The 22,020-nt window shown below is 49.3% G+C and carries 23 protein-coding genes, 1 tRNA gene and 1 pseudogene; 9 read left to right on the forward strand and 16 right to left on the reverse strand.

Features of this window, described 5'->3' with window-relative positions; all coding sequences use genetic code 11:
- Window positions 1-176 precede the first annotated feature (176 nt).
- Together lpxH and ppiB are read right to left on the reverse strand one after the other, a co-directional pair.
- The gene (lpxH, locus tag QMN38_RS10770; RefSeq protein ID WP_323605039.1) at window positions 177-899 is read right to left on the reverse strand and encodes a UDP-2,3-diacylglucosamine diphosphatase; all 723 of its coding nucleotides are present in this window, start codon (window positions 897-899) and stop codon (window positions 177-179) included.
- A 2-nt stretch (window positions 900-901) separates the two neighbouring features.
- A complete protein-coding gene (gene ppiB / locus QMN38_RS10775; protein ID WP_003021875.1) occupies window positions 902-1,396 on the reverse strand; it encodes a peptidylprolyl isomerase B in 495 nt (164 codons plus the stop codon).
- A gap of 173 nt (window positions 1,397-1,569) precedes the next feature.
- Here ppiB and cysS point away from each other — a divergent pair, with 173 nt between their 5' ends.
- On the forward strand, window positions 1,570-2,955 hold the full coding sequence (cysS, locus tag QMN38_RS10780; protein WP_271449450.1) for a cysteine--tRNA ligase: 1,386 nt from the start codon (window positions 1,570-1,572) through the stop codon (window positions 2,953-2,955).
- Between the two features lie 94 nt (window positions 2,956-3,049).
- On the opposite strand, the gene QMN38_RS10785 is transcribed toward cysS, so the two are convergent.
- From QMN38_RS10785 to folD, 3 genes are all read right to left on the reverse strand, one after another.
- Window positions 3,050-3,574: a metal-dependent hydrolase gene (locus tag QMN38_RS10785; RefSeq protein WP_323605040.1), complete on the reverse strand. Its 525-nt coding sequence runs from the start codon at window positions 3,572-3,574 to the stop codon at window positions 3,050-3,052.
- A gap of 122 nt (window positions 3,575-3,696) precedes the next feature.
- Window positions 3,697-3,909 carry a ribosome-associated protein YbcJ gene (gene ybcJ, locus QMN38_RS10790; RefSeq protein WP_003831111.1) on the reverse strand — a complete coding sequence of 71 codons (213 nt, stop codon included), beginning with the start codon at window positions 3,907-3,909 and terminating at the stop codon, window positions 3,697-3,699.
- A 1-nt stretch (window position 3,910) separates the two neighbouring features.
- Window positions 3,911-4,777: a bifunctional methylenetetrahydrofolate dehydrogenase/methenyltetrahydrofolate cyclohydrolase FolD gene (gene folD / locus QMN38_RS10795; protein WP_069324002.1), complete on the reverse strand. Its 867-nt coding sequence runs from the start codon at window positions 4,775-4,777 to the stop codon at window positions 3,911-3,913.
- A 574-nt stretch (window positions 4,778-5,351) separates the two neighbouring features.
- Between folD and fimA the strand changes: the two genes are divergently transcribed.
- The 6 genes from fimA (at window position 5,352) to sfmF (ending at window position 11,420) form a co-directional block, all read left to right on the forward strand.
- On the forward strand, window positions 5,352-5,906 hold the full coding sequence (fimA, locus tag QMN38_RS10800; RefSeq protein WP_271449448.1) for a type 1 fimbrial major subunit FimA: 555 nt from the start codon (window positions 5,352-5,354) through the stop codon (window positions 5,904-5,906).
- A 76-nt stretch (window positions 5,907-5,982) separates the two neighbouring features.
- Window positions 5,983-6,516, forward strand: coding sequence for a type 1 fimbrial protein subunit FimI (gene fimI, locus QMN38_RS10805; RefSeq protein ID WP_271453994.1), 534 nt, complete (start codon window positions 5,983-5,985; stop codon window positions 6,514-6,516).
- Window positions 6,517-6,557: 41 nt separating this feature from the next.
- The gene (gene fimC, locus QMN38_RS10810; RefSeq protein ID WP_005122054.1) at window positions 6,558-7,250 is read left to right on the forward strand and encodes a type 1 fimbria chaperone FimC; all 693 of its coding nucleotides are present in this window, start codon (window positions 6,558-6,560) and stop codon (window positions 7,248-7,250) included.
- A 7-nt stretch (window positions 7,251-7,257) separates the two neighbouring features.
- Window positions 7,258-9,864 (forward strand): fimbrial biogenesis usher protein, encoded by a 2,607-nt coding sequence (locus tag QMN38_RS10815; RefSeq protein WP_323605041.1) that lies wholly within the window; start codon window positions 7,258-7,260, stop codon window positions 9,862-9,864.
- Between the two features lie 19 nt (window positions 9,865-9,883).
- Complete coding sequence (fimH, locus tag QMN38_RS10820; protein WP_271441958.1) at window positions 9,884-10,891, forward strand: type 1 fimbria D-mannose specific adhesin FimH; 1,008 nt, start codon at window positions 9,884-9,886, stop codon at window positions 10,889-10,891.
- 10 nt (window positions 10,892-10,901) lie between these two features.
- Window positions 10,902-11,420 (forward strand): fimbria assembly protein, encoded by a 519-nt coding sequence (gene sfmF, locus QMN38_RS10825; protein ID WP_271449446.1) that lies wholly within the window; start codon window positions 10,902-10,904, stop codon window positions 11,418-11,420.
- A gap of 50 nt (window positions 11,421-11,470) precedes the next feature.
- On the opposite strand, the gene fimZ is transcribed toward sfmF, so the two are convergent.
- From fimZ to fimW, 4 genes are all read right to left on the reverse strand, one after another.
- Window positions 11,471-12,103 carry a fimbria biosynthesis transcriptional regulator FimZ gene (gene fimZ, locus QMN38_RS10830; RefSeq protein WP_323605042.1) on the reverse strand — a complete coding sequence of 211 codons (633 nt, stop codon included), beginning with the start codon at window positions 12,101-12,103 and terminating at the stop codon, window positions 11,471-11,473.
- Window positions 12,104-12,692: 589 nt separating this feature from the next.
- Window positions 12,693-13,415, reverse strand: coding sequence for a fimbria biosynthesis regulator FimY (fimY, locus tag QMN38_RS10835; protein WP_323605055.1), 723 nt, complete (start codon window positions 13,413-13,415; stop codon window positions 12,693-12,695).
- Window positions 13,416-13,438: 23 nt separating this feature from the next.
- Entirely contained in the window at window positions 13,439-14,167 is a 729-nt protein-coding gene (locus tag QMN38_RS10840; RefSeq protein ID WP_323605043.1) for an EAL domain-containing protein, read from the reverse strand.
- A 167-nt stretch (window positions 14,168-14,334) separates the two neighbouring features.
- On the reverse strand, window positions 14,335-14,928 hold the full coding sequence (gene fimW, locus QMN38_RS10845; RefSeq protein WP_323605044.1) for a fimbria biosynthesis transcriptional regulator FimW: 594 nt from the start codon (window positions 14,926-14,928) through the stop codon (window positions 14,335-14,337).
- 254 nt (window positions 14,929-15,182) lie between these two features.
- Here fimW and QMN38_RS10850 point away from each other — a divergent pair.
- A tRNA-Arg gene (locus tag QMN38_RS10850) sits at window positions 15,183-15,259 on the forward strand.
- 148 nt (window positions 15,260-15,407) lie between these two features.
- Here the strand turns inward: QMN38_RS10850 and uspF are convergent.
- The 7 genes from uspF to cusR all read right to left on the reverse strand — a co-directional run bounded on the left by uspF (window position 15,408) and on the right by cusR (window position 20,561).
- The gene (uspF, locus tag QMN38_RS10855; RefSeq protein ID WP_061067464.1) at window positions 15,408-15,836 is read right to left on the reverse strand and encodes a universal stress protein UspF; all 429 of its coding nucleotides are present in this window, start codon (window positions 15,834-15,836) and stop codon (window positions 15,408-15,410) included.
- Window positions 15,837-15,981: 145 nt separating this feature from the next.
- Complete coding sequence (locus tag QMN38_RS10860) at window positions 15,982-16,785, reverse strand: MBL fold metallo-hydrolase (RefSeq protein ID WP_323605045.1); 804 nt, start codon at window positions 16,783-16,785, stop codon at window positions 15,982-15,984.
- Between the two features lie 80 nt (window positions 16,786-16,865).
- Window positions 16,866-17,117, reverse strand: coding sequence for a hypothetical protein (locus tag QMN38_RS10865; protein ID WP_271442821.1), 252 nt, complete (start codon window positions 17,115-17,117; stop codon window positions 16,866-16,868).
- Between the two features lie 14 nt (window positions 17,118-17,131).
- Window positions 17,132-17,638: a hypothetical protein gene (locus QMN38_RS10870; protein ID WP_271449441.1), complete on the reverse strand. Its 507-nt coding sequence runs from the start codon at window positions 17,636-17,638 to the stop codon at window positions 17,132-17,134.
- A 328-nt stretch (window positions 17,639-17,966) separates the two neighbouring features.
- Window positions 17,967-18,293, reverse strand: a complete 327-nt coding sequence (locus QMN38_RS10875; RefSeq protein WP_323605056.1) for a copper-binding protein — start codon at window positions 18,291-18,293, stop codon at window positions 17,967-17,969.
- Between the two features lie 143 nt (window positions 18,294-18,436).
- On the reverse strand, window positions 18,437-19,888 hold the full coding sequence (locus tag QMN38_RS10880) for a Cu(+)/Ag(+) sensor histidine kinase (RefSeq protein WP_323605046.1): 1,452 nt from the start codon (window positions 19,886-19,888) through the stop codon (window positions 18,437-18,439).
- Window positions 19,878-20,561 (reverse strand): copper response regulator transcription factor CusR, encoded by a 684-nt coding sequence (cusR, locus tag QMN38_RS10885; protein WP_040232623.1) that lies wholly within the window; start codon window positions 20,559-20,561, stop codon window positions 19,878-19,880. Before cusR ends, QMN38_RS10880 begins: the two co-directional genes overlap by 11 nt.
- A 182-nt stretch (window positions 20,562-20,743) precedes the next feature.
- Between cusR and QMN38_RS10890 the strand changes: the two are divergent.
- Window positions 20,744-21,943, forward strand: a pseudogene (locus QMN38_RS10890) (Cu(I)/Ag(I) efflux RND transporter outer membrane protein); the annotation flags it as partial.
- Window positions 21,944-22,020 lie beyond the last annotated feature (77 nt).

Genomic DNA, 22,020 nt, shown 5'->3' on the forward strand with positions numbered 1-22,020 from the left:
TAAAAACAAGGAAAACGATTGCGTTGCTTTACACTTCACTCTTCAAGCTGCCTCTTTGTTGGCTGCATCTGCTCAGCCCAGTCACTTACTTTTGTAAGCTCCAGGGGACTCACAGATTTGCCGCCTCGATGCAACTCGAATAGTTTTGTGTAAAGAGGAGTTGGGTATCTGCAGAATTAAAATGGAAAAGCGATCAGTTCAACGTCGTCAGGTGTGACTTTAATCATCGAACCTTCGGTATGCCAGGCACCTAACACCACGCGGAAAGCGGGTTGCGCATTGGCCGTGAGTTCGTGGACTGCCGGGCGATGGGTATGACCGTGAATTAACCACTGGACCTGATGTTTCTCCATTTCAGTAATGACGGCCTGTGGATTTACATCCATGATCTCCAGCGACTTGCTGCTATTGGCCGCTTTGCTGTTGGCACGCATCTTCGCGGCAATACGTTGGCGAATGAATAACGGCAGGGAGAGAAACAGTTTTTGTAGCCAGGGCTGATGAACCTTAGCGCGAAACGCCTGATAGCCAGCATCGTCGGTGCACAATGTGTCGCCATGCATGATCAGTACGTTGCGACCATACAGGTCGAGCACTTTTTCCTGAGGTAACAGGGTCATGCCGCTCTCACGGGCAAAACGCTTGCCGATCAGAAAATCACGATTGCCATGAATGAAAAAGCAGGGAACACCGGAATCCGTCAGCGCTTTTATCGCTGCGGCCATTTCACGATGTAGGGGATTGGGATCGTCATCGCCTATCCAGGCTTCAAACAGATCGCCAAGAATGTACAGCGCATCGGCCTTTCGTGCATCGCCGGCTAAAAAACGCAGAAAACCGGCGGTGATCGCCGGTTCTTCCGTGCAGAGATGGAGATCTGCAATAAACAGTGTCGTCACGATTACTCGCTGACGGTCACGTTTTCGATGATAACGTCTTCTTTTGGTACGTCCTGATGCATACCGCTGCGACCGGTGGAAACGCCTTTGATTTTATCAACGACATCCATACCTTCAACAACTTCAGCGAATACACAGTAACCCCAGCCCTGCATGCTTTCGCCGGAGAAGTTCAGGAAGTCGTTGTCAGCAACGTTGATGAAGAACTGAGCTGTCGCGGAGTGCGGAGCCTGAGTACGCGCCATTGCCAGCGTTCCACGGGTGTTTTTCAGACCGTTGTTGGCTTCGTTTTTGATAGCCTCTTTCGTGGCTTTTTGCTTCATGCCCGGCTCAAAACCGCCGCCCTGGATCATGAAACCGTTAATAACACGGTGGAAAATGGTGTTGTTGTAAAAACCTTCGCGGCAGTAGTCCAGGAAGTTTTTAACTGTTTCAGGCGCTTTATCATCAAACGTTTTGATTACGATATCGCCGTGATTAGTGTGGAAAGTAACCATTTTTGCATCCTGTTCCAATAGAGTGGTGCTTCGACCCTGGTCAGGGTCACATGATAGGGGCTTGTTATAGCATAACCGCAAGGTTCGATCACCTTGCAAAGTGTGCTGCTTCGGGGCCAATTTATAGGTATTATAGGGCTTTGTTATCCACACACGTCTACACGGAATCTTCGATGTTAAAAATCTTTAATACACTGACGCGCCAAAAAGAGGAATTCAAACCCATTCATGCCGGGGAAGTCGGCATGTACGTGTGTGGCATCACCGTTTACGATCTCTGTCATATTGGACACGGGCGTACCTTTGTTTCTTTCGACGTTGTTGCCCGATATCTGCGCTTCCTCGGCTACAAGCTGAAGTATGTGCGCAACATTACCGATATCGACGACAAAATCATTAAGCGCGCTAATGAAAATGGCGAGAGCTTTGTGGCGCTGGTTGATCGCATGATTGCGGAAATGCATAACGATTTCGATGCGCTGAATATTCTGCGTCCGGATCTTGAACCGCGTGCTACGCATCATATCCCTGAGATTATTGAAATCACCGAGCAGCTGATTGCCAAAGGTCACGCTTACGTTGCCGATAACGGCGACGTCATGTTCGATGTACCGACCGACCCGAATTACGGTCAGTTGTCACGTCAGGACCTGGATCAGCTGCAGGCGGGTGCGCGTGTTGATGTGGTTGATGTGAAGCGTAACCCGATGGACTTCGTGCTGTGGAAGATGTCCAAAGAGGGTGAGCCGAGCTGGCCATCCCCGTGGGGCGCAGGTCGTCCGGGCTGGCACATTGAATGTTCTGCGATGAACTGCAAGCAACTGGGTAACCATTTCGATATTCATGGCGGCGGCTCTGACCTGATGTTCCCGCACCATGAAAACGAAATCGCGCAGTCCACCTGTGCGCATGACGGTGAATACGTCAATTACTGGATGCACTCCGGGATGGTGATGGTTGACCGTGAGAAAATGTCCAAATCACTGGGCAACTTCTTCACCGTTCGCGACGTGCTGAAATATTATGATGCCGAAACCATTCGCTACTTCCTGATGTCTGGCCATTATCGTAGCCAACTGAACTACAGCGAAGAGAACCTGAAACAGGCTCGCTCAGCGCTGGAGCGCTTGTATACCGCGCTGCGCGGCACCGACAAGTCCGTTGCCCCTGCGGGTGGCGAAGCCTTTGAAGCGCGTTTCATTGAAGCAATGAACGATGACTTTAATACGCCAGAAGCCTACTCCGTGCTGTTTGACATGGCGCGTGAAGTTAACCGTCTGAAGGGCGAAGATATGGCGGCAGCTAACGCTATGGCTTCGCATCTGCGTAAGCTGTCCGGCGTACTGGGTCTGCTGGAACAGGAGCCAGAAACCTTCCTGCAAAGTGGTGCGCAGGCAGACGATAAAGAAGTGGCTGAAATTGAAGCGCTGATTCAACAGCGTTTAGATGCCCGTAAAGCGAAAGACTGGGCGGCGGCGGATGCGGCACGCGATCGTCTGAACGAGATGGGTATCGTGCTGGAAGATGGTCCACAGGGTACCACCTGGCGCCGTAAGTAAATCTCTCGATTGCCGGATGGCGGTTAACGCCTTATCCGGCCTACAGGCATGCTTTTGTAGGCCGGATAAGACTCCTAGTGTCGCATCCGGCACATTAGTGTTTCCGATACCACCACAACACCCCCATCATGACGGCTCCCGGCAGCCATACCCACATTAGCTCCGAAAGAATAACCTGATGCCCGTACGGCGTGGCATAGCGCGACAGCGCAAACGGCGCGACCTTAATCACCTGCCACGGCGCAAAGAAACGTTCATCTGACCATGGCCACAGCCAGCCAACGCCTTTCCCTCCGGTTGTCACTGAATCCAGCAAACTGTGCGACAGCAATGACACCGTCAAAAATAACCAGCAGCGTATTAGCCCTGCCTTAAACCATCGTCGGCCAACCATGAGACAGAGCAGTGGAACGACGAAGGCGAACAACAACGAGTGGGTAAATCCGCGATGGCCGAAGACGTTACCGTAAGCAACACCAAGCTTAAATGACAGAACGTCAGCGTCTGGCAGCATCGCCAGAGCGACTCCGGTAAACAGTAATCGCACAGGGATGACTTTAAGTCCGAGACCTAACCCTAAACAGAGTGGAACGGCAGCGTGGGTAACGATTGTTGGCATGATGATCGCTTCGTGTGAAAAAACAGCATGCTAACAGGCCACGGTGAAGTGGGGATGAAGTCATTATCTGAAAATGGGGGAAGTGGCCGGATAAGGAACAAACCGTCATCCGGCACCTGGGATCACGCGACGACGTTAATGCTGTGACCTTCAAAGCTGACGGTCTGTCCGGCAACGATTTTGCAGCGCTTACGCGTTTCAACAACACCGTCGACCTTCACTAACCCTTCGCCAATAGCAATTTTTGCCTGGGCGCCGCTTTCGCTCCAGCCTTCCAGCTTCAGCAAATCGCAGAGTTCAACGTGAGGGTGTTTACCCAGTGAAAATGTGGCCATCTTAAACGTCCTTTACATCATGATATTCAACACACGCCTGCAGCGTGTTTTCGATAAGCGTGGCGACAGTCATTGGGCCAACGCCACCCGGCACAGGCGTAATATACGACGCACGTGCGGCAGCATCCTCAAAGACCACATCGCCAACAACCTTACCATTCTCCAGACGGTTGATGCCGACATCAATCACAATTGCACCTTCTTTGATCCACTCACCCGGAATAAAACCAGGTTTGCCAACGGCAACAATCAGCAAGTCGGCGTGCTCGACGTGGCGACGCAGATCCTTCGTGAAGCGGTGGGTGACCGTGGTGGTGCAACCCGCCAGCAGCAACTCCATGCTCATTGGGCGACCGACAATATTGGAAGCGCCAATCACCACGGCGTTCAGGCCATAAGTGTCGATGTTGTAGCGTTCAAGCAGGGTCACGATACCGCGTGGGGTACATGGGCGCAGGCGCGGTGCGCGTTGGCACAAACGACCGACGTTATACGGATGGAAACCGTCAACGTCTTTGTCCGGTGCAATGCGCTCCAGAACTTTGACGTTGTCGATACCCGCCGGCAACGGCAGTTGTACCAGGATACCATCGATGGTGGTATCTGCATTGAGCGTATCGATCAGCTTAAGAAGCTCCGCCTCGCTGGTGGTTTCAGGCAGGTCATAGGAGCGGGAGACAAACCCCACTTCGTCGCAGGCTTTGCGTTTACTTGCCACGTAAATCTGCGAAGCCGGGTTGCTACCTACCAGCACAACAGCCAGTCCTGGGGCGCGTAATCCAGCCGCTAAACGCGCCTGAACTTTTTGAGCAACCTCAGAGCGCACCTGCTGCGCAATCGTTTTACCGTCAATAATCTTTGCTGCCATCAGAGAGAGGATTCCGTCTGTTACGTTAAGTCGAAGGGGATGTGACTATTTTGTCAGAAGCGGGGCGTGCTGTCAGTTTTCGTTTGCGTTTTTACGTGCGTTGGCGTGTTTCGCGTAGCCCGTGTGCGCGGCAACAGGTGTTGGATGTTGGCGCGTGATTCATGAGCATGCTAATGAAACTTAACCTAAATGAAACAACTCATCACCCTGGTATTTTCATGGGTAATATCTCAGAAACCAGACTGTTACGTCTTGTTATGGATGTTTTTGCCTCATTTCCACCCGGAATTTTCTTAGAGTCCAATAAGAATAAGCCAGGGTCATTAAAAGGAATTACAGGTATTTTTCATTAATTGAAATGTTTAATTTATCCCTGTGACGAATTGTCATATTCGTGAAGATTAATTAGTGAATCAAATACTCAGGAGAGTGGGGGTACACGTTTCGCTAATTCTCTCTCGATATATATCTTTACAGGACGCAGAGATAATTTGCCTGACATTTAATGTCGATAATGATTCAAACGGATCCCGCAGGACGCTGGAGCCGGATGTGTGTAATTCAAGGGAAATCCATGAAACGTAAATTAATGACCTCTTCTGTTTTTGCCAGCATGATGTTAATGGCGGGCGCAGCGGTGGCGGCAGATCCGGTAAGCGTGAGCGGCGGTACGGTTCACTTTGAAGGTGAACTGGTCAATGCAGCCTGTGCGGTGAGCACTCAGTCAGCCGACCAGGTTGTCACATTAGGCCAATATCGTACCGCCAGCTTCACCGCGGTTGGTGACACCACGGCGCAAATTCCGTTCTCCATCGTGCTGAACGACTGTGATCCGAAAGTTGCTGCGACTGCTGCTGTTGCTTTCTCGGGCCAGACGGATCTTACCAACAACAGCCTGTTGGCTATCTCCTCCTCAGATAACAGCACCACGGCGGGCGGTGTAGGGATCGAAATCCTGGACAACACGTCCACCGCACTGAAGCCAGATGGCGCGACCTTCTCAACCGCTCAGGCGCTGGTGGAAGGTACCAACACCCTGCGTTTCTCCGCGCGTTATAAAGCCACTGCAACCAGCGCTACGCCGGGTCAGGCAAATGCGGATGCGACTTTCATCATGAAGTACGAATAAGCCGTTTGATTCTCGCAGGGATGACTACCGCCTCATGGGATGAGGCACTATCCGGGGATGATGAAGGATGTGGCAGATGATAGGGAAAGGCGTAGCGCTGGCGGGAATAGTCTGCGTAATGCCGGCGTTTGCACACACAGTGATACTGGAAAGTGGCCGTCTTCATTTACGCGGGCAGCTGGTTAATGGTGCCTGTACGGTTGCCACGGACAGCCAGAGTTTGCGGGTGCAAATGGGGCAGTACCGCACTAACGCGTTCTCCGGGACGGGAAGCTTTGCCTCTACCAGCGTACCGTTTTCGCTGCGCCTGACGTCGTGCAGTGCTGATGTTTATGACCACGTGGGGATTGCCTTTGCGGGCGTTACGCCAGCCGAAGACCCACAGGTCTTTCTTGCCAGCGGTGATGCGTCTGCGGCTTCGGGTATTGGTTTGGCGTTATTTGATGAGCGACAACGACAAATAATTCCGAATGCGCTGCCGCTTCATTATGCCCCGATTTTAACGCAAGAGATGACGTTTCATTTCACTGCGCGCTATCGGGCTGTCTCGGAATATATAACACCGGGAACGCTTCGTTCAGATGTGTGGTTTACGTTGGTGTATCCCTGATTTATTTCCTAACGATAATCACGCCAAAGGTATTTGTAGCTATGTTTAATTATCTAAAATCAGGCTTTATCATTTTACTGGCCTTATTTTCTGCCACCAGTGTGCAGGCATCTGGTGGAATTGCATTAGGTGCAACTCGTGTTATTTATCCTGCCGAGGCCAAACAAACGTCCCTCGCCATTAGTAATAGTGATACCAAAGAACGTTTCCTGATTAATTCATGGATAGAGAACAGCGCAGGCGTCAAAGATAAATCGTTTGTGGTCACACCGCCGCTGTTTGTCAGTGAACCTAAAAGCGAAAACACGCTGCGTATCATCTACGCGGGCGAGCCGCTGCCCAAAGACCGTGAATCACTGTTCTGGATGAATGTGAAGGCTATTCCGTCGGTCAATAAAAACAGTCTTGAGGGAAAAAACGTTCTGCAACTGGCGATTTTGTCGCGTATCAAACTTTTTGTCCGCCCAAATAATCTGCCACAAATCGCGGAAGATGCACCAGGCATGCTGCAGTTTTCCCGTACCGGCAACCACCTGAAAATCACCAACCCGTCAGCGTATTACGTCACGTTGGTCAATCTCAATGTCGGAAATACGAAGATTGATAACGTCATGGTTGCGCCAAAAAATGACACGCAGGTCCTGTTGCCGACGGGTGTTCAGGGAAACGTTACATTCCAGACGGTGAACGATTATGGCGCAGTAACCACCGCTAAAACGGTTAGCGTGCGTTGAGAAAACGATGAATAAGACAACGTATTTTCCTGGCCTGTTACCGGGGGTTACGCCACCGCTGGCGGGGGTGGCGTTGTCCACGCTGGCCGCGCTCTTTCCCTCTTTTAGCCACGGTGAAAGCTATTTCAATCCGGCATTTTTATCTGCGGATACCGCTACCGTGGCGGATTTGTCTCGTTTCGAAAAAGGGAATCACCAGCCTGAAGGCGTTTATCGTGTGGATATTTGGCGCAATGATGAGTTTGTGGCCACCCAGGATATTCATTTCTCCACCAGCGCGGGGAAAGCCGGAGAAAAATCCGGCGGGCTGATGCCGTGCTTTGATCTCGACTGGGTTAAACGCCTTGGCGTCAATATCACTGCGTTTCCGGCACTCAGTCAGGATGCGAACAATACCTGTATTAATTTGCCAGAGGCGATTCCTGGTAGCGAAATTGCCTTCGATTTTTCTACGCTGCGCTTAAATGTCAGCCTGCCGCAAGCCTCAATGTTGAACAGTGCGCGTGGTTATATTCCGCCAGAGGAGTGGGATGAGGGTATTCCGGCGGCGCTGGTTAACTACAGCTTTACTGGCAGTCGCGGCAGCGATACCGACAGCTATTTCTTAAGTATGTTAAGCGGCCTTAACTATGGCCCATGGCGGCTGAGGAATAACGGTGCATGGAACTACTCGAAAGGTGACGGCTACCATTCGCAAAGCTGGAAAAATATTGGCACATGGCTTCAGCGCGCGATTATTCCGCTGAAGGGTGAGCTGGTGATGGGTGACAGTAACACTGGCAACGACGTTTTTGACAGCATCGGTTTTCGTGGTGCGCGTCTCTATTCGTCTGACAGCATGTATCCCGACAGTTTACAGGGCTACGCGCCAACCGTCCGTGGGATTGCGCGTACCGCAGCGAAACTGACTATTCGCCAGAATGGCTACGTGATTTATCAAAGCTATGTTTCGCCAGGCGCTTTTTCAATAACCGATCTCAACCCCACCTCGTCGAGTGGTGACCTGGACGTAACGGTTGATGAGAAGGACGGCAGTCAACAGCGCTATACGGTGCCGTATTCCACGGTACCTCTGCTACAGCGTGAAGGGCGTTTCAAATATGACGTTGTCGCTGGGGATTTTCGTAGCGGTAATAGCCAGCAGTCTTCGCCATTCTTTTTCCAGGGAACGTTAATCGCCGGGTTACCAGAAGGTTACACCGCGTATGGCGGCACGCAGTTAGCTTCACGCTACACCGCACTGGTGTTAGGCACCGGCCGCAACCTGGGTGACTGGGGAGCCGTCTCTGTCGATTTAACGCATGCCCGTAGCCAACTGGCGGATGACAGTACGCATCAGGGGCAATCGCTGCGTTTCCTGTATGCAAAATCACTGAACAACTTCGGTACCAACTTCCAGCTGTTGGGGTACCGCTATTCGACGCGCGGGTTTTATACCCTCGATGATGTGGCGTATCGCAGTATGGAAGGTTACGAGTACGAATATGACAGCGAAGGGAATCGCCACGATGTTCCACAAGTGAAGAGCTATCACAATCTGAGCTACAGCAAAAAGGGCCGTTTTCAGATCAACATTTCGCAGAACCTTGGCGATTACGGTTCACTGTATGTTTCGGGTAGCCAGCAAACGTACTGGAACACCTCAGATACTAATACCTGGTACCAGCTGGGGTATGCCAGCGGCTGGCAGGGGATTAGCTATTCACTCTCCTGGTCATGGAATGAATCGGTCGGGATCGCCGATACCGACCGCATCCTGGCCTTCAATGTGTCCGTACCGTTCAGTCTGCTGACCGGGCGGCGCTACTCGCGTGATAACGCACTCGATCGCACCTACGCCACGTTTAATGCGAACCGTAACAGCAATGGACAAAACAGCTGGCAAAGCGGTATTGGCGGCACGCTGTTAGATGGGCGCAATCTCAGCTACAGCGTTAATCAGGGACACAGCAGTTCCAACGGGTACAGCGGGAGCGCCAACGCGAACTGGCAGGCGGCCTATGGCACGCTGGGCGTGGGTTACAACTATGACCGTGACCAGCATGACTATAACTGGCAACTCTCCGGTGGCGTCATCGGACATGCGGACGGCATTACGCTCAGCCAACCACTGGGCGATACCAACGTACTGATAAAAGCACCAGGTGCCCAGGGAGTGCGGATAGAAAACCAGACCGGCGTGCAGACTGACTGGCGTGGCTACGCGGTCATGCCGTATGCCACCGTTTATCGCTACAACCGCGTCGCGCTGGATACCAATTCAATGAATAACAACACCGATGTGGAAAATAACGTTAGCAGCGTTGTGCCAACGCAGGGGGCACTGGTACGTGCGGCGTTTGATACACGCATTGGCGTGCGTGCGCTTATCACGGTTAACCGGGATGGAAAACCGGTGCCATTTGGGTCGGTGGTACGCGAAACCACGAGCGGCGTCACCAGCATGGTCGGTGAAGATGGACAAATTTATCTCAGTGGTTTGCCGCTCAAAGGCAACTTGCTGATCCAATGGGGTGAAGGCGCAAACGCACGCTGCGAAGCGCACTACACCTTGCCTGAGGAGAGCCTGAAACAGGCCGTAACGCTCACCAACGTGACGTGCCAACGACCGTAGGCACGTCAGGGATAATATGATGAAACGACAAACCGGTTTGCTACTGGGAAGCGCTTTACTGCTTATAGCTAATACATCATGGGCGAAGGTCTGCCATAACTCGAACGGAACGCCAACGGACGTTTATTACGATCTGTCGAATGTTTTTAACAGCAGCAATAACCAACCGGGCCAGGTAGTGACATTGCCAGAAAAGTCAGGCTGGGTCGGGGTGAATGCAACCTGTCCGGCAGGGACGACGGTGAATTACACCTACCGAAGTTATGTGACTGAGCTCCCCGTGCAAAGTACGGAAAATAATTTTCAGTATCTGAAACTCAATGATTACCTGTTGGGGGCCATGAGTATTACAGACAGCTATGCCGGGTTGTTTTATCCCCCACGCAATTATATCCGCATGGGGAATCACCCAAACGTTTCCAAACAGCAGCCTTTTGGCGTGATGGATTCTAAGCTGGTGTTTAAATTAAAAGTGATTCGCTCATTTATCAACATGGTGCCGATCCCGCGACAGACGATGTTCAGTGTCTACGTCACAACCAGCACGGGAGATGCGCTGAGTACGCCGGTTTACACCATAAGCTACAGTGGCAAGGTGGAAGTTCCACAAAACTGTGAGGTGAATGCCGGACAAATCGTGGAGTTTGATTTTGGCGATATTGGTGCCTCGTTGTTCAGCAAGGCGGGGGCTGGTAACCGGCCCGAAGGCGTCAATACGCAAACGAAAACGGTCGCCATAAAGTGCACTAACGTTGCCGCACAAGCTTATCTGACCATGCGGGTCGAGGCCGAAAAAGCGTCCGGGCAAATGATGATATCGGACAACCCGGATTTAGGTTTTATCGTGGCTGACAGCAGCGGTAAACCGCTGACCCCCAACAATCTGTCCAGCACCATTCCCTTTCAGTTGGATGATAACGCTGCCGCGCGGGTTGGCATTAGAGCATGGCCAGTCAGCGTGACGGGCAATAAACCAGCAGAAGGGCCTTTCACCGCCCGTGGCTATCTGCGAGTTGATTATGAATAAGCAGAAAACAATGAGACGTCGTGCACTTTTCGTATTGATATCCGCAGTGTCAGCCAGTTCGCTATGCCAGGCGGATACCTCGCTGGGTGAGATTAATATCGAACTGCACGGCAATATCGTGGACTTCACCTGTGCGGTTATTGCCAGTGACAACAATAAGTTGGTTGAATTAGGTACCTGGCCAACAAAACAATTAAAGACCACCGGGGATACGACCCAACCGGTTCCCTTTACGTTGAAACTTGAAGGTTGCCCGCCGGGGTCGGCCTCGATAACCTTTTCCGGCACGCCAGCAGTGGGTACCACGTTGTTGGCGCTGGACGATGCCGTGATGGCACAAAAGGTCGCGATTGAATTGCACGATAGTGACCATACGCGATTACCGCTTGAACAAGCCAGCCAGACAGTAAACATTGATGAAAATGGCAATGCTATGCTGACTTTTTTTGCCAACTATATTGCGCTGGCAGATGGCGTTCAACCGGGGATCGCGAAAGCAGATGCTACGTTTATGATTAACTACAATTGACATCATGCGCTGATAATTCACTCCCGAACGACGCCTCGTCGGGAGTGCGATCACATTAATTCATGCATCTTGGCATAATCGATTAGCTCAACAATGGTATGTAGTCCGAGCTTGGAATAGATGTTAGCTTTGTGAGCACTGATTGTTTTATTACTCAATAAAAGTTGCTCAGCAATTTCTTTATTAGATAACCCGTTCGCCAGATAACGTAAAACCGTAACCTCGCGATTCGATAATGGCATGTCATTCAGCATGCCTTTACGTATATTAATATTATTAATAAAATTAAGCGTGTCTGAAGGGAAAAATGAATATCCTGATAAAATCATTTTTACCGCGTTATAGATATCATTGAGAACCTTTCGTTTACTGACGAAACCATTGGCACCGGCACGGATCGCCCGTCCGGCATAAAACGATTCAGACTTTGAGGATAGAAACAATACCCGGGTTTTTTCCTGCAGAGATTTTATTCTCTTGAGTAATGTAAACCCATCGGAGCCAGGTAACTCAATATCCAGAATGACCAAATCGACTGGATAGGTCCGCAGATGGTCTATTGCCGTGCGACTGTCGTCGGTTTCCAGAACAACCTGAATATTACTATTCTTTTCGAGCAGTACTTCTATCGACATTCTGACAATAGGGTGTTCGTCCATAATGATAACGGATGCTGGTTTCATTGTTGTATGCCTCAAACTGTTTGTGTATCTTGCGATTTTGATAAAACATCAGGCGTTATAATATTGTCAAATAGCCAAGGATTGCTCTGGAAGAAGAACCGAATAAATATTATATCATCCTTGTTTATTCGGTTGTTCTACGTCAGAACAATGAGTTTGTGGAATATCCATTTCACACCAGGGAAAACTTACAATTAATCAGAAAACAGTGAGGATTATACCTGCTCTGCACTTTCGGAAAAGGCTTACAGCACGTAAGTTCATAATGTCTGTTAGGATATCCTGAAAGACCAGGGTATGGTAATGACTATTGATATTAATCTCCTGCTGTTTGAATTATGGCAGATTGAAAAAATTTTTTAAATAGTAAAAACGACACAATGGGCTAATTGTTTAGGTTTTGTTAAGGCGGCGAGGCAATTCTTTTTTGTCGAAATGTACTGAATCTGTCGGCTAAAGCAGGATACCCGCGCGATATATAATACCAGGAATAGTTGTAAATATTAAATGTTTGTAAAAATCACATTCGTTTTCTCAGTTGAAAATAAGTAATTTCCTATAAATTCTTATATCACAGAGGGTTAGGGTGTTAAATTAAATGGGGAGAGGTAACGCTCAGGCGATGTATCAGATGCAAAAAATGTTGACGATGTGGCAACCCCAGCCGTGTGATCAGTTGGTTCAGGCGATAGATAATGCGGTGATAGGGTTGGGCCTGCACGAGAGCAATCTTCTTTAATGATTTACCTTGCAAGAGTAATGAGATCATCTCCCAATCAGCCTGATTTATGTACCCGGAGTGAATGTGATCCTGCTTCATCGATAATAAAGCATGGCGCATCTCCGGGAGGCGCTGGCGGCGCGGCAGGATATCAAATTGCCCAGCCATCGCAATAAAGTGCCTGAGCGCTTCGTGGCGACTGGGAAGTAATATGAAAATTTGAATATTACTCTGCTCTTTAATGAGTCGGCGAAGATATTCCAGAACATCGAAATATGAGCTTGATGCACCATCCATATCAACTACTAACTGACTAACTTCAGACTCCTTCAACAGTGGTAGGGCCGATTCAATCGTCTGGAAGATGGCTGTGTGTGTACCAGAAAATAAATAGCGATTAAGCGTGTAGCCGAGATAGTTATCTGTTGTGATAATTGCTTGAGATATTGTGTCGCCCGGTAATGTGTAATCAAGTTTTTGAGCCAGATACTCAATTCTGTCAAATTCTTGCGGTGCACAGTGATCATATTGCCAGGTACAGTGGGCGTTTCGTAAACGGCGATGCCGTTCCCGGCGTTTTACACTGCGCATCCTTCCTTTTTCCCTGTCCGTATCTATTGCGCCTGCTCTGGATAAATTGCTGGCCACAAATATCCCTGACCCAAATTTGCGCCAGCGCGCAGGGCAATTTCCTGCTGTTTTTGCGTTTCGATTCCTTCAACGACCACCAGGCCGGCGATTGCGCGCCCCATCTGAATAACCTGGCGGAGTTTTTCCGGCACATGGCTAAGTGTCCAGAACGTATTTTTATCCAATTTCACCCCTGACAAATGCCAGTTGGCTGCGGTGAATGCGCCCAGCAGTTCCTCATTGACGTCATCCAGCCATATTGGGATACCATGGTCTTCAAGATGTTGAATTACGCCATAGACGATCGTCCGCTGAGGTGTACTTAAAGAATAAAACGTATTTGGATCTTGTATTTCGATAATCAAGCTGGACGGAGAGGGCGTAATCAAAGAATGGAATAACGGCCAACTCAGGAAGGCTTGCATCGGTAAATTCAATGAGTAGCGCAGACCCTGTTGATAGCACTTAATTTTGTCAATTTGCTGATAAAACAGATGCAGTCGATGTTGAACCGACAGTTGGTGAAAATATTTTTCACTGTTTATATTCGCGGGAAGATGTGTGAGGACCTCACAACCGTATCTCAACGCGGTAGACAAATCGACAATGGGCTCGAATTTAAGTGCGAATTGCAGGGGTTCTGCATCGCTGTTTTTGGCGGTAAAGACAGAGTGCTCAGATTTATCATTCCATAATAACAGGCTCGGTGCCACGATATCCCCCCTGGCGTCAGAGCAAATATTACCGAGTATGTCTATTTGTTTCCCCGGAAATAATATACATAGGGTATTCTGGCAGCATGCGGTTAGGTACAGTAGGTGCCGATACTTAATTGATGATGAGACATTTCTCAATAAAATGCCCGACAGCAAGGCCCACTCTACTGTTGCAGAAAACTCAGGTGTGCCCTGATATACCTTAAAAATTGCTGATCATTTTTCACATCCAGCTTTTTCATAATACGGCGGCGAGTTGCTCTGGCCTGTATATCGCTGATGGAGAGAAGATGTGCCGTTTCAGCGAGCGTGTTACCGCTGGCAAGTAGCATTAAGAACTGGCGTTCCTCCACCGAAAAGTTGCGGGTGGTACAGAAATGGCAGACGGTTGCAGGCACACTGTGGCGGAGCGCGCGTTTTTGCAGAATTAGGATCAGTTTTTGGGTTATCGCTTCCACATTATCTTCCCGATAGATCAGCGGCAGCATATACAGGCAGGGGCGAAACATCAGCTTATCCTTATCGCCTCCGTTGCAGATGATAACCCGATGTTGGCGTCTGGTGTGGATGGGAACCTGATAACATCCTGCACTGAGCCAATCGTCATCCAGCGAAATAAAGGCGATGTCTGCGCGATCGATAGCTTCGGTAGGTAAAAAGCAGATGTCCTGATGCCACTGATTTGCCAGGCGGGAGATGATGATTTTCAGCCCATGTTCGAAATGACTATTTTCTTCCTTGATAGCGATACTTAACATTGACGAGGTCCTGAACTGCAGGGAAGTGGTTGGGGAATGTTAAGCAAAATCATTAATTTTCTAAATACTTGTAACCTTAAATCCCGCATTATGCTGGCTGAGTTGTTACCAGGTGATTTCCTGGAACCCCATGAACGACCAGAAAAAACAACATTCGTACACTTCGTCAGCAACCGGAACAAAAGGCATTGACTCAGCAGGCGCTGACCGTATAATTCACGCGTTTCATCTGCATGAAGTCATCACTTCTCTATGCGCCCTTAGCTCAGTTGGATAGAGCAACGGCCTTCTAAGCCGTAGGTCGTAGGTTCGAATCCTACAGGGCGTACCATTTCGATAAAATACCCTCTCGGCACGGTTTTATTCCAGTTGGCATAACGTCTACATCAGCGGCTCTACATATAACTTTTTCTGGAGCGTTTTGTGGATATAAAAACGGGAGCCTGCTCGCTCCCGTTTTCCTGTTTTTCTAACCAATATCACCGCACAACAAGCACGGGGCATTTGGCATGACGTACTACAGCTGCGGCGGTTGACCCTAACAGATAGGTGCTGAACCCCGGCTTATGGGATGCAATGACGATCAATTCGGCGTCCACGGCATCTGCCAGTTTAAGGATCTGATCTTTCGGTGGGCCATAAACCACATGGGTCTGAGTTCTGCCGGCGGGGATATTGAATTGCTTAACAATGTCGTCGAGCTTTTCGGTGGCTTTCGCTTGTATACCACTTCTGTCCGGGAACTCGTTGGAGTAGGCAAGCCCGAGTGATGCGTAGAACGGAACGGTAGGAATGACCGCTAAAAAATGGACTTTAGCGGTTTTTGCATGCGCTTCAACCTGCGGAATAACATGGCGAGTTAAATCGGCTTCAGAGATATCAATGGGCACCAGAATAGAGCGATACATATTCACTACCTCCTGTTTGTTTACCTCTGTCCTGAGTGTAGCGAACTTTATTTCTGTATAATAAGTGACCAGATCAAGGTTGTGCGTGCATTTTGATATTCATGAATGTTATGTGATGGAGATACAACAACCACAATGGTGATTATTATTCGTCCAGCACAATAACATCCCCTGTCGCGGGGGCTTCTTGTCCTGGCAACCACAAACGTCCCCACGCGCCGGTGCAGTGACAGCCGAGAATTTTTTCTGGCTGCTGTTGTTTAATAAATCGTCGGGTTTGCCATAACGTATAGGGCGATGCGCAGCGTAAATGGAAGCCACCGACCAGGGCATAAATTTTGCTGATGCCCGTGATTCGCTGGCAGTGAGCGATGATATTGGCAATACCCCGGTGTCCGCAGCCGGTAATGATGACTAATCCGTGGTCTGATTTGTAGATCAATACCCCTTCGTCAGTGATGTAGTCCTGTTGGGGAGGATTCTCATTGATGACACCGTAGGCCTGCGGTGCGGATACGGATATTTCTCCTGACCACAGAAAGCGTTCGCTAAGGGGCAAAGGCTCACGGGAGTATGTCATCTGCAGGCGAGAGTAATCATTCTCGCGTGATAGTTTCTTGATTTTACGGGTATACCCTGCAAGGGTGAACGCTGCGTAACGTTCGCAGGCAATGCGTGGATGACAGATGACGCGGCTGCTATCGGGAAGCCACGGGACGCCGCCACAGTGATCGTAGTGACCATGTGAGAGCACGACAGCGGTCAACTGAGACAGGTCTAGGCCCATCAATGCAGCATTGTGCCTAAAACTGTCATCAGGCCCGGTATCGAATAATATTGTGGTGGTTTCATCCTGAACTAACAGACTTAATCCAGGTTTTGCCCGTAGGGCTTTTTCTGCACCGCGGGCGCGCCTGTTTTCAAGCAATACCGTAAGGGTTAAAGCCATGCCTGACTCCAGCGTTAAAGCGGCATACTGTAACGCACGGAATGTCAGAGCGCTGTGATCTCAGCGCTCTTTGGGACGGCTCAACGATGATAGTCGTGGCCGTCATCATCATGGTGATGGTGATTATGCCGCCATGCATGCTGATTTTCCCTTTGCTCGCGCTCCTGGCGTTCATGCTCTTTATCGCGGTTAGATTCGCGGTTTTTGTGGTTGGCGATTGCCGTGGCAACCGCCGCAGCACCTACCCCTACGGCTGCAGCCGAAAGATAAGGATGTTCCGCACAACCCGACAGGCTGGCCATAATAATCCCCGCGGATATCAGCTTTTTCATTGTGACGTTACCCATTATTCACGCACAATTTTGCCAGCATTCCCGGCGTCAGGATTGTTCCAGCTACCGCGACCATTCGTTTTAAGGGTATAAGTGGCATATCCCACGCGGAAGGTCATCGTATCTTTATAGGTATTCACGTCACGCACTTCATGACCATTTACGTAGACGCCAGAGTCTTCTACGTGAATATCAACGCTTCGTTGGCCATTCTCAAATTCGGCAACATAATTACCGGTGAATTTGCCATCAATACCGGCATTATCATGATTATCTTGATTGCGGGTATTTTGCTGATCTTCAGCATGACGATGATGGCGATTTTGCTGGCTTTGATCGTTCTCGATAAAACCATGATCGCGGTTCCACTGATAAGATTTATTGACATCGCAACCGTTGAGTTCACTTATCTGCGTACAACCTGAACGTTCATATTTTTTCTGCATTGCAGGGGTGATTGCACATGCTGTTGTGGCAGTTGTCAGGCCGAGGACGAAAATGGTCAGCAGACGTTTATTCATTTTGTTACTCGCTATCATCATTAAATTTATATATAGAAATGAAAATCTATTTTGTCATGTATACGACGACAGCAGTCTCCCATTAAATAGTAATGACGAATACTAGGGAGATTCCTAAATTTTAATCGGGGAGGAATGTTGATATTAATATTTACGGTGTTATGTGAGCGTTGTTTACGGGTCTAAAACAATTTTATTGCACTGTTTGTATTATTTAACGTCTTGTTTGGAGATTTAATAGAATTCTAATATTGACATTAACCAAGGGGAAGCGCGCAGGCTGTGTTGCTATACAGGCCCGCACGCGTGGTTTGGTGGAGACGATGGACTACCCTTGCGTTGCTGCCTGTTCGCGATGTTTTTCCGCCTGCAGTTCATGTGAATAGGAATGACTGTTATTCATTGACTGATGAACAACCATCGCTTTCTCATGTTCATTCATGCGTGAAAAAGACGGTGCGCTAGCCCGTGTTGATTGGCTATTTTGCACCTGTGCTTCATGTGTTTGTGCCATTTGCTGATGAGCAGGTGCATCGCTGTTATTCATCATATCGTGAGCCATAGCTGCCTGCTGATGCATTGTGGATGTTTCTGCCGCATTAACGCCAGCTGAGATAAAAAAAGCGATAGCTAAAAAGGAAGGTATCTTATTCATCATATTTCTCCAGTGTCGGTTTACAGGAGAATTATAATCAGCAGGGGCTGTCAGTGAGGTGACAGTATTATGACGATGATGTCAGAGAAAAATAATTTTAATCTCAGGTTTAATCGATGGCGCATCAGCGCCACCAATAATAATTAAGCGGCATACTTGGGTAATGTCAGAATAAAGCGGGTAGCGCGAGCGTCGGATGTTACGGAGACCTTGCCCTGGTGGGCAATCACAATCGATTTCACTATCGCCAGGCCAATACCGCTACCTTCGCCTTTACGCTGTCGTGAGGGATCGACGCGATAAAACCGGTCAAAGAGTCGTGGCAGATGTTCCGCGGCTATTGGCGTACCGGGATTTTCCACAATAATATGCACGAGATCATCGGCCTCTTTCACTCGCACGGTGACAGACTCGCCTTTTGGCGTATAGCGCATCGCGTTAGAGAGCAGGTTGCTCATTGCCCGGCGTAACATTAACGGGTCGCCAGAAACCCAGCATGCCCGACCTTCAAAGCGCAGGCTGACTTCGCGTTCTTCCGCCCAGGCTTCGAAAAAGTCGAACACTTTACTGACTTCATCCGCAAGATTCAGCGCTGTTTTTTCCGGGATCAGCTGATTATTGTCTGCCTGTGCCAAAAACAACATATCACTCACCATCTTCGACATGCGGCCAAACTCTTCGAGATTAGAGTAGAGCACATCTTCCAGCTCTTTCGTGCTGCGGGGATGGCTGAGGGCAATTTCTGTTTGCGTGACCAGGTTGGTGATTGGCGTGCGGATCTCGTGAGCAATATCGGCAGAAAAATTGGATTGGCGTTTAAACACATCTTCGATTCGTTCGATCATGTGATTAAACGACTCAACCAGTTGCTCAAGCTCAATCGGCACAGCCTGCGGGTCCAGGCGAACATCGAGATCTTTAGAGGTGATATTTTGGATGCGCCGACTGACATTACGGATAGGTTCATGACCTTTATAGACGGCGAACAACACGATAAAAACAATCATCATGCTAATTAACGATGCTGTCATGATCAGCTTGTTTTTCAGATCGTTAATGTAGTGCAGATGAAAATCGATCGATAATGCCATAAACAACGTATAGGCCGGTTTCCCGTCTGGCAACTGCCCAATGGGTAAACGAATCATTCGCCAGTTGGAGGACGCATTTTTCCCGTGCGCATGTTCTGATGTTTGCAGCGTTGGGCCGGAAATTAAAAAAACATTCCGAGTATGGGCATTTTTATCCGGCGTTGCCGTGGCGATAAACTGACGAAGGTCCGGCGCATTAGGTGAATGGAAAATGGCCCTCTGATTGGCATCTTCCAGAGAAATAATGACATTAGAATAGCCCGAAACTACGTTTTTTAATGTTTCCAGCCGACGTGATTCCGGTTCGTTCGGGTGGTTAATAATACGCTCCAGCGTCGCGCTGATCTCTTTTAAATCATTGATATCCTGCTCTGCGAAATGGACTTTCACCGAGTGGATCATTATCCATGCGAAAGCGAAAAATGAGGCGATTGTCGCCAGACTGATAAAAAAGGTTAGCCGTGTTGCCAGCGAAAAAGGGCGCTGTAATCGTTTAGTGACCATCCGGCACCTCAAGCATATACCCTACACCACGTACGGTCTGAATCAGTTTCGGCTCAAAGTCATTATCGATTTTGGCCCGCAGACGCTTCACGGCGACGTCAATCGCGTTAGTGTCGCTGTCAAAATTCATATCCCAGACCTGAGAGGCAATCAGTGAACGCGGCAACACCTCTCCCTGATGACGCAGGAAAAATTCAAGCAGCGTAAACTCTTTACTGGTCAGGGTGATGCGTGTGCCGTTGCGGGTGACTTTTCTGCTGACCAGATCGACCATTAAATCCGCGACCTGAAACTGACTTTCGACAATGACTGCGGCCCCCCGTCGCAGCAGTGTCCTGACCCGCGCCAGCAATTCCGCAAAGGCAAACGGTTTAACCAAATAATCATCAGCTCCCAGCTCCAGACCTTTGACCCGATGCTCAATGGTACCCAGTGCGGTGAGAAGCAGAATGGGCATGCCTTTGTTGGCGGTGCGCAGCATTCGCACGATATCCCAGCCGTTTACATCGGGCAGCATGATGTCGAGAATGAGCAGGTCATAATCACCGGTCATCGCCAGGTGATATCCGTTCAGACCGTTGTCCGCCAAATCCACAACAAAACCCGCTTCCGTCAGGCCTTTCGTCAGGTATTCACCGGTTTTTTTTTCATCTTCGACAATCAAAATCTTCATGACATTCTCCATCACGCACTGGCTGTGCGGATTTTCAATTCTAGAGAAGGCGGATCGGATAGCAATCGGTTATTGGGAAAATGACAGTTTTGTCATTTTCCTGTCACCGGTTAAACAGAGTCATTCAGGTATAAATTCACACATCTTTTATGGTTATCAGTCCGGTCTGGACGAGAAGAACTATGTACAAATTTAAGCTTCTTACCCTCAGCGCTATTTTTGTTCTGGCCGGCTGCTCGTTGGCTCCGGACTATCAGCGTCCTGCATTGCCGGTTCCGCAGCAATTCTCCTTAAGTCAGAACACGCTGGTTTCGACCCCGATGGGATATCAGGATACAGGCTGGCGTACCTTTTTTGTTGACTCCCAGGTGAAGGCGTTGATTGGTGAGGCGCTGGTCAATAACCGTGATTTACGCATGGCGGTACTGAAGGTTCAGGAAGCGAAAGCGCAATATGGTGTGACGGATGCCGATCGTTACCCGCAACTTAACGCCGGTTCCAGCGGTACCTATAGCGGGAAATTAAAAGGTGATAACAGCACCAACCGGGAATTTGAAGCGGGACTGAATCTCAGTTTCGATCTGGATTTCTTTGGACGATTGAAAAATATGAGTGAAGCCGATCGGCAGAATTTTTTCGCCAGTGAAGAGGCGCGTCGAATGGTGCATATCTCATTAATCTCTAACGTGGCGCAAAGTTATTTCAACCAGCGTCTGGCTTATGCGCAACTGCAAATTGCCGAAGAAACGTTGCAAAACTACCAGCGCTCTTATGCGTTTGTCGAGAAACAGTTGATGACCGGCAGTACGAATGTGCTGGCACTGGAACAGGCTCGCGGCGTGATTGAAAGCACACGCAGCGATATTGCCAAACGCCAGGGCGAACTGGCGCAGGCGAACAACGCACTGCAACTATTGCTGGGGACGTACGGGAAATTACCGGACGACCGTGTGCGCAGTCGCGGTGATATAAAACCCGTGACACTGCCCCCCGCACTCCCATCGCAAATATTATTGCAGCGTCCGGATATTATGGAAGCCGAACATGGATTGCTGGCGGCGAACGCCAATATTGGCGCTGCACGAGCGGCATTTTTCCCATCGATTACGCTGACCAGCTCTGTATCCAGCAGCAGTGGCGATCTCTCCAGCCTCTTTAATGCGGCCAGCGGCATGTGGAATTTTGTCCCGAAAATAGACATTCCGATCTTTAACGCTGGACGTAATCAGTCAAATCTCGATTTAGCAGAAATCCGCCAGCAGCAATCGGTAGTGAATTACGAGCAGAAAATTCAGAACGCATTTAAAGAAGTTGCGGATGCGCTGGTGCTGCGTCAAAGCCTTGCCGATCAAATTACCGGTCAACAGCGTTATCTGGACTCAGGTGATGCTGCCAACTTACTGATTTAGTGTATGATGGTGTTTTTGAGGTGCTCCAGTGGCTTCTGTTTCTATCAGCT

Source organism: Citrobacter sp. R-1.5.2 (assembly GCF_035064245.1).
GTDB lineage: Bacteria > Pseudomonadota > Gammaproteobacteria > Enterobacterales > Enterobacteriaceae > Citrobacter.

Excerpts from the sequence above, each read along its gene's own strand:
- QMN38_RS10880 (WP_323605046.1), bottom strand. The coding sequence starts at position 19,888 with ATGGTCACTAAACGATTACAGCGCCCTTTTTCGCTGGCAACACGGCTA.
- fimW (WP_323605044.1), bottom strand. The coding sequence starts at position 14,928 with ATGTTAAGTATCGCTATCAAGGAAGAAAATAGTCATTTCGAACATGGG.
- sfmF (WP_271449446.1), top strand. The coding sequence starts at position 10,902 with ATGAGACGTCGTGCACTTTTCGTATTGATATCCGCAGTGTCAGCCAGT.
- QMN38_RS10860 (WP_323605045.1), bottom strand. The coding sequence starts at position 16,785 with ATGGCTTTAACCCTTACGGTATTGCTTGAAAACAGGCGCGCCCGCGGT.
- QMN38_RS10785 (WP_323605040.1), bottom strand. The coding sequence starts at position 3,574 with ATGCCAACAATCGTTACCCACGCTGCCGTTCCACTCTGTTTAGGGTTA.
- QMN38_RS10875 (WP_323605056.1), bottom strand. The coding sequence starts at position 18,293 with ATGAATAAGATACCTTCCTTTTTAGCTATCGCTTTTTTTATCTCAGCT.
- cusR (WP_040232623.1), bottom strand. The coding sequence starts at position 20,561 with ATGAAGATTTTGATTGTCGAAGATGAAAAAAAAACCGGTGAATACCTG.
- QMN38_RS10815 (WP_323605041.1), top strand. The coding sequence starts at position 7,258 with ATGAATAAGACAACGTATTTTCCTGGCCTGTTACCGGGGGTTACGCCA.
- fimH (WP_271441958.1), top strand. The coding sequence starts at position 9,884 with ATGAAACGACAAACCGGTTTGCTACTGGGAAGCGCTTTACTGCTTATA.
- fimY (WP_323605055.1), bottom strand. The coding sequence starts at position 13,415 with ATGCGCAGTGTAAAACGCCGGGAACGGCATCGCCGTTTACGAAACGCC.
- folD (WP_069324002.1), bottom strand. The coding sequence starts at position 4,777 with ATGGCAGCAAAGATTATTGACGGTAAAACGATTGCGCAGCAGGTGCGC.
- fimA (WP_271449448.1), top strand. The coding sequence starts at position 5,352 with ATGAAACGTAAATTAATGACCTCTTCTGTTTTTGCCAGCATGATGTTA.
- QMN38_RS10870 (WP_271449441.1), bottom strand. The coding sequence starts at position 17,638 with ATGAATAAACGTCTGCTGACCATTTTCGTCCTCGGCCTGACAACTGCC.
- fimC (WP_005122054.1), top strand. The coding sequence starts at position 6,558 with ATGTTTAATTATCTAAAATCAGGCTTTATCATTTTACTGGCCTTATTT.
- ybcJ (WP_003831111.1), bottom strand. The coding sequence starts at position 3,909 with ATGGCCACATTTTCACTGGGTAAACACCCTCACGTTGAACTCTGCGAT.
- fimZ (WP_323605042.1), bottom strand. The coding sequence starts at position 12,103 with ATGAAACCAGCATCCGTTATCATTATGGACGAACACCCTATTGTCAGA.
- cysS (WP_271449450.1), top strand. The coding sequence starts at position 1,570 with ATGTTAAAAATCTTTAATACACTGACGCGCCAAAAAGAGGAATTCAAA.
- fimI (WP_271453994.1), top strand. The coding sequence starts at position 5,983 with ATGATAGGGAAAGGCGTAGCGCTGGCGGGAATAGTCTGCGTAATGCCG.
- uspF (WP_061067464.1), bottom strand. The coding sequence starts at position 15,836 with ATGTATCGCTCTATTCTGGTGCCCATTGATATCTCTGAAGCCGATTTA.
- ppiB (WP_003021875.1), bottom strand. The coding sequence starts at position 1,396 with ATGGTTACTTTCCACACTAATCACGGCGATATCGTAATCAAAACGTTT.
- QMN38_RS10865 (WP_271442821.1), bottom strand. The coding sequence starts at position 17,117 with ATGAAAAAGCTGATATCCGCGGGGATTATTATGGCCAGCCTGTCGGGT.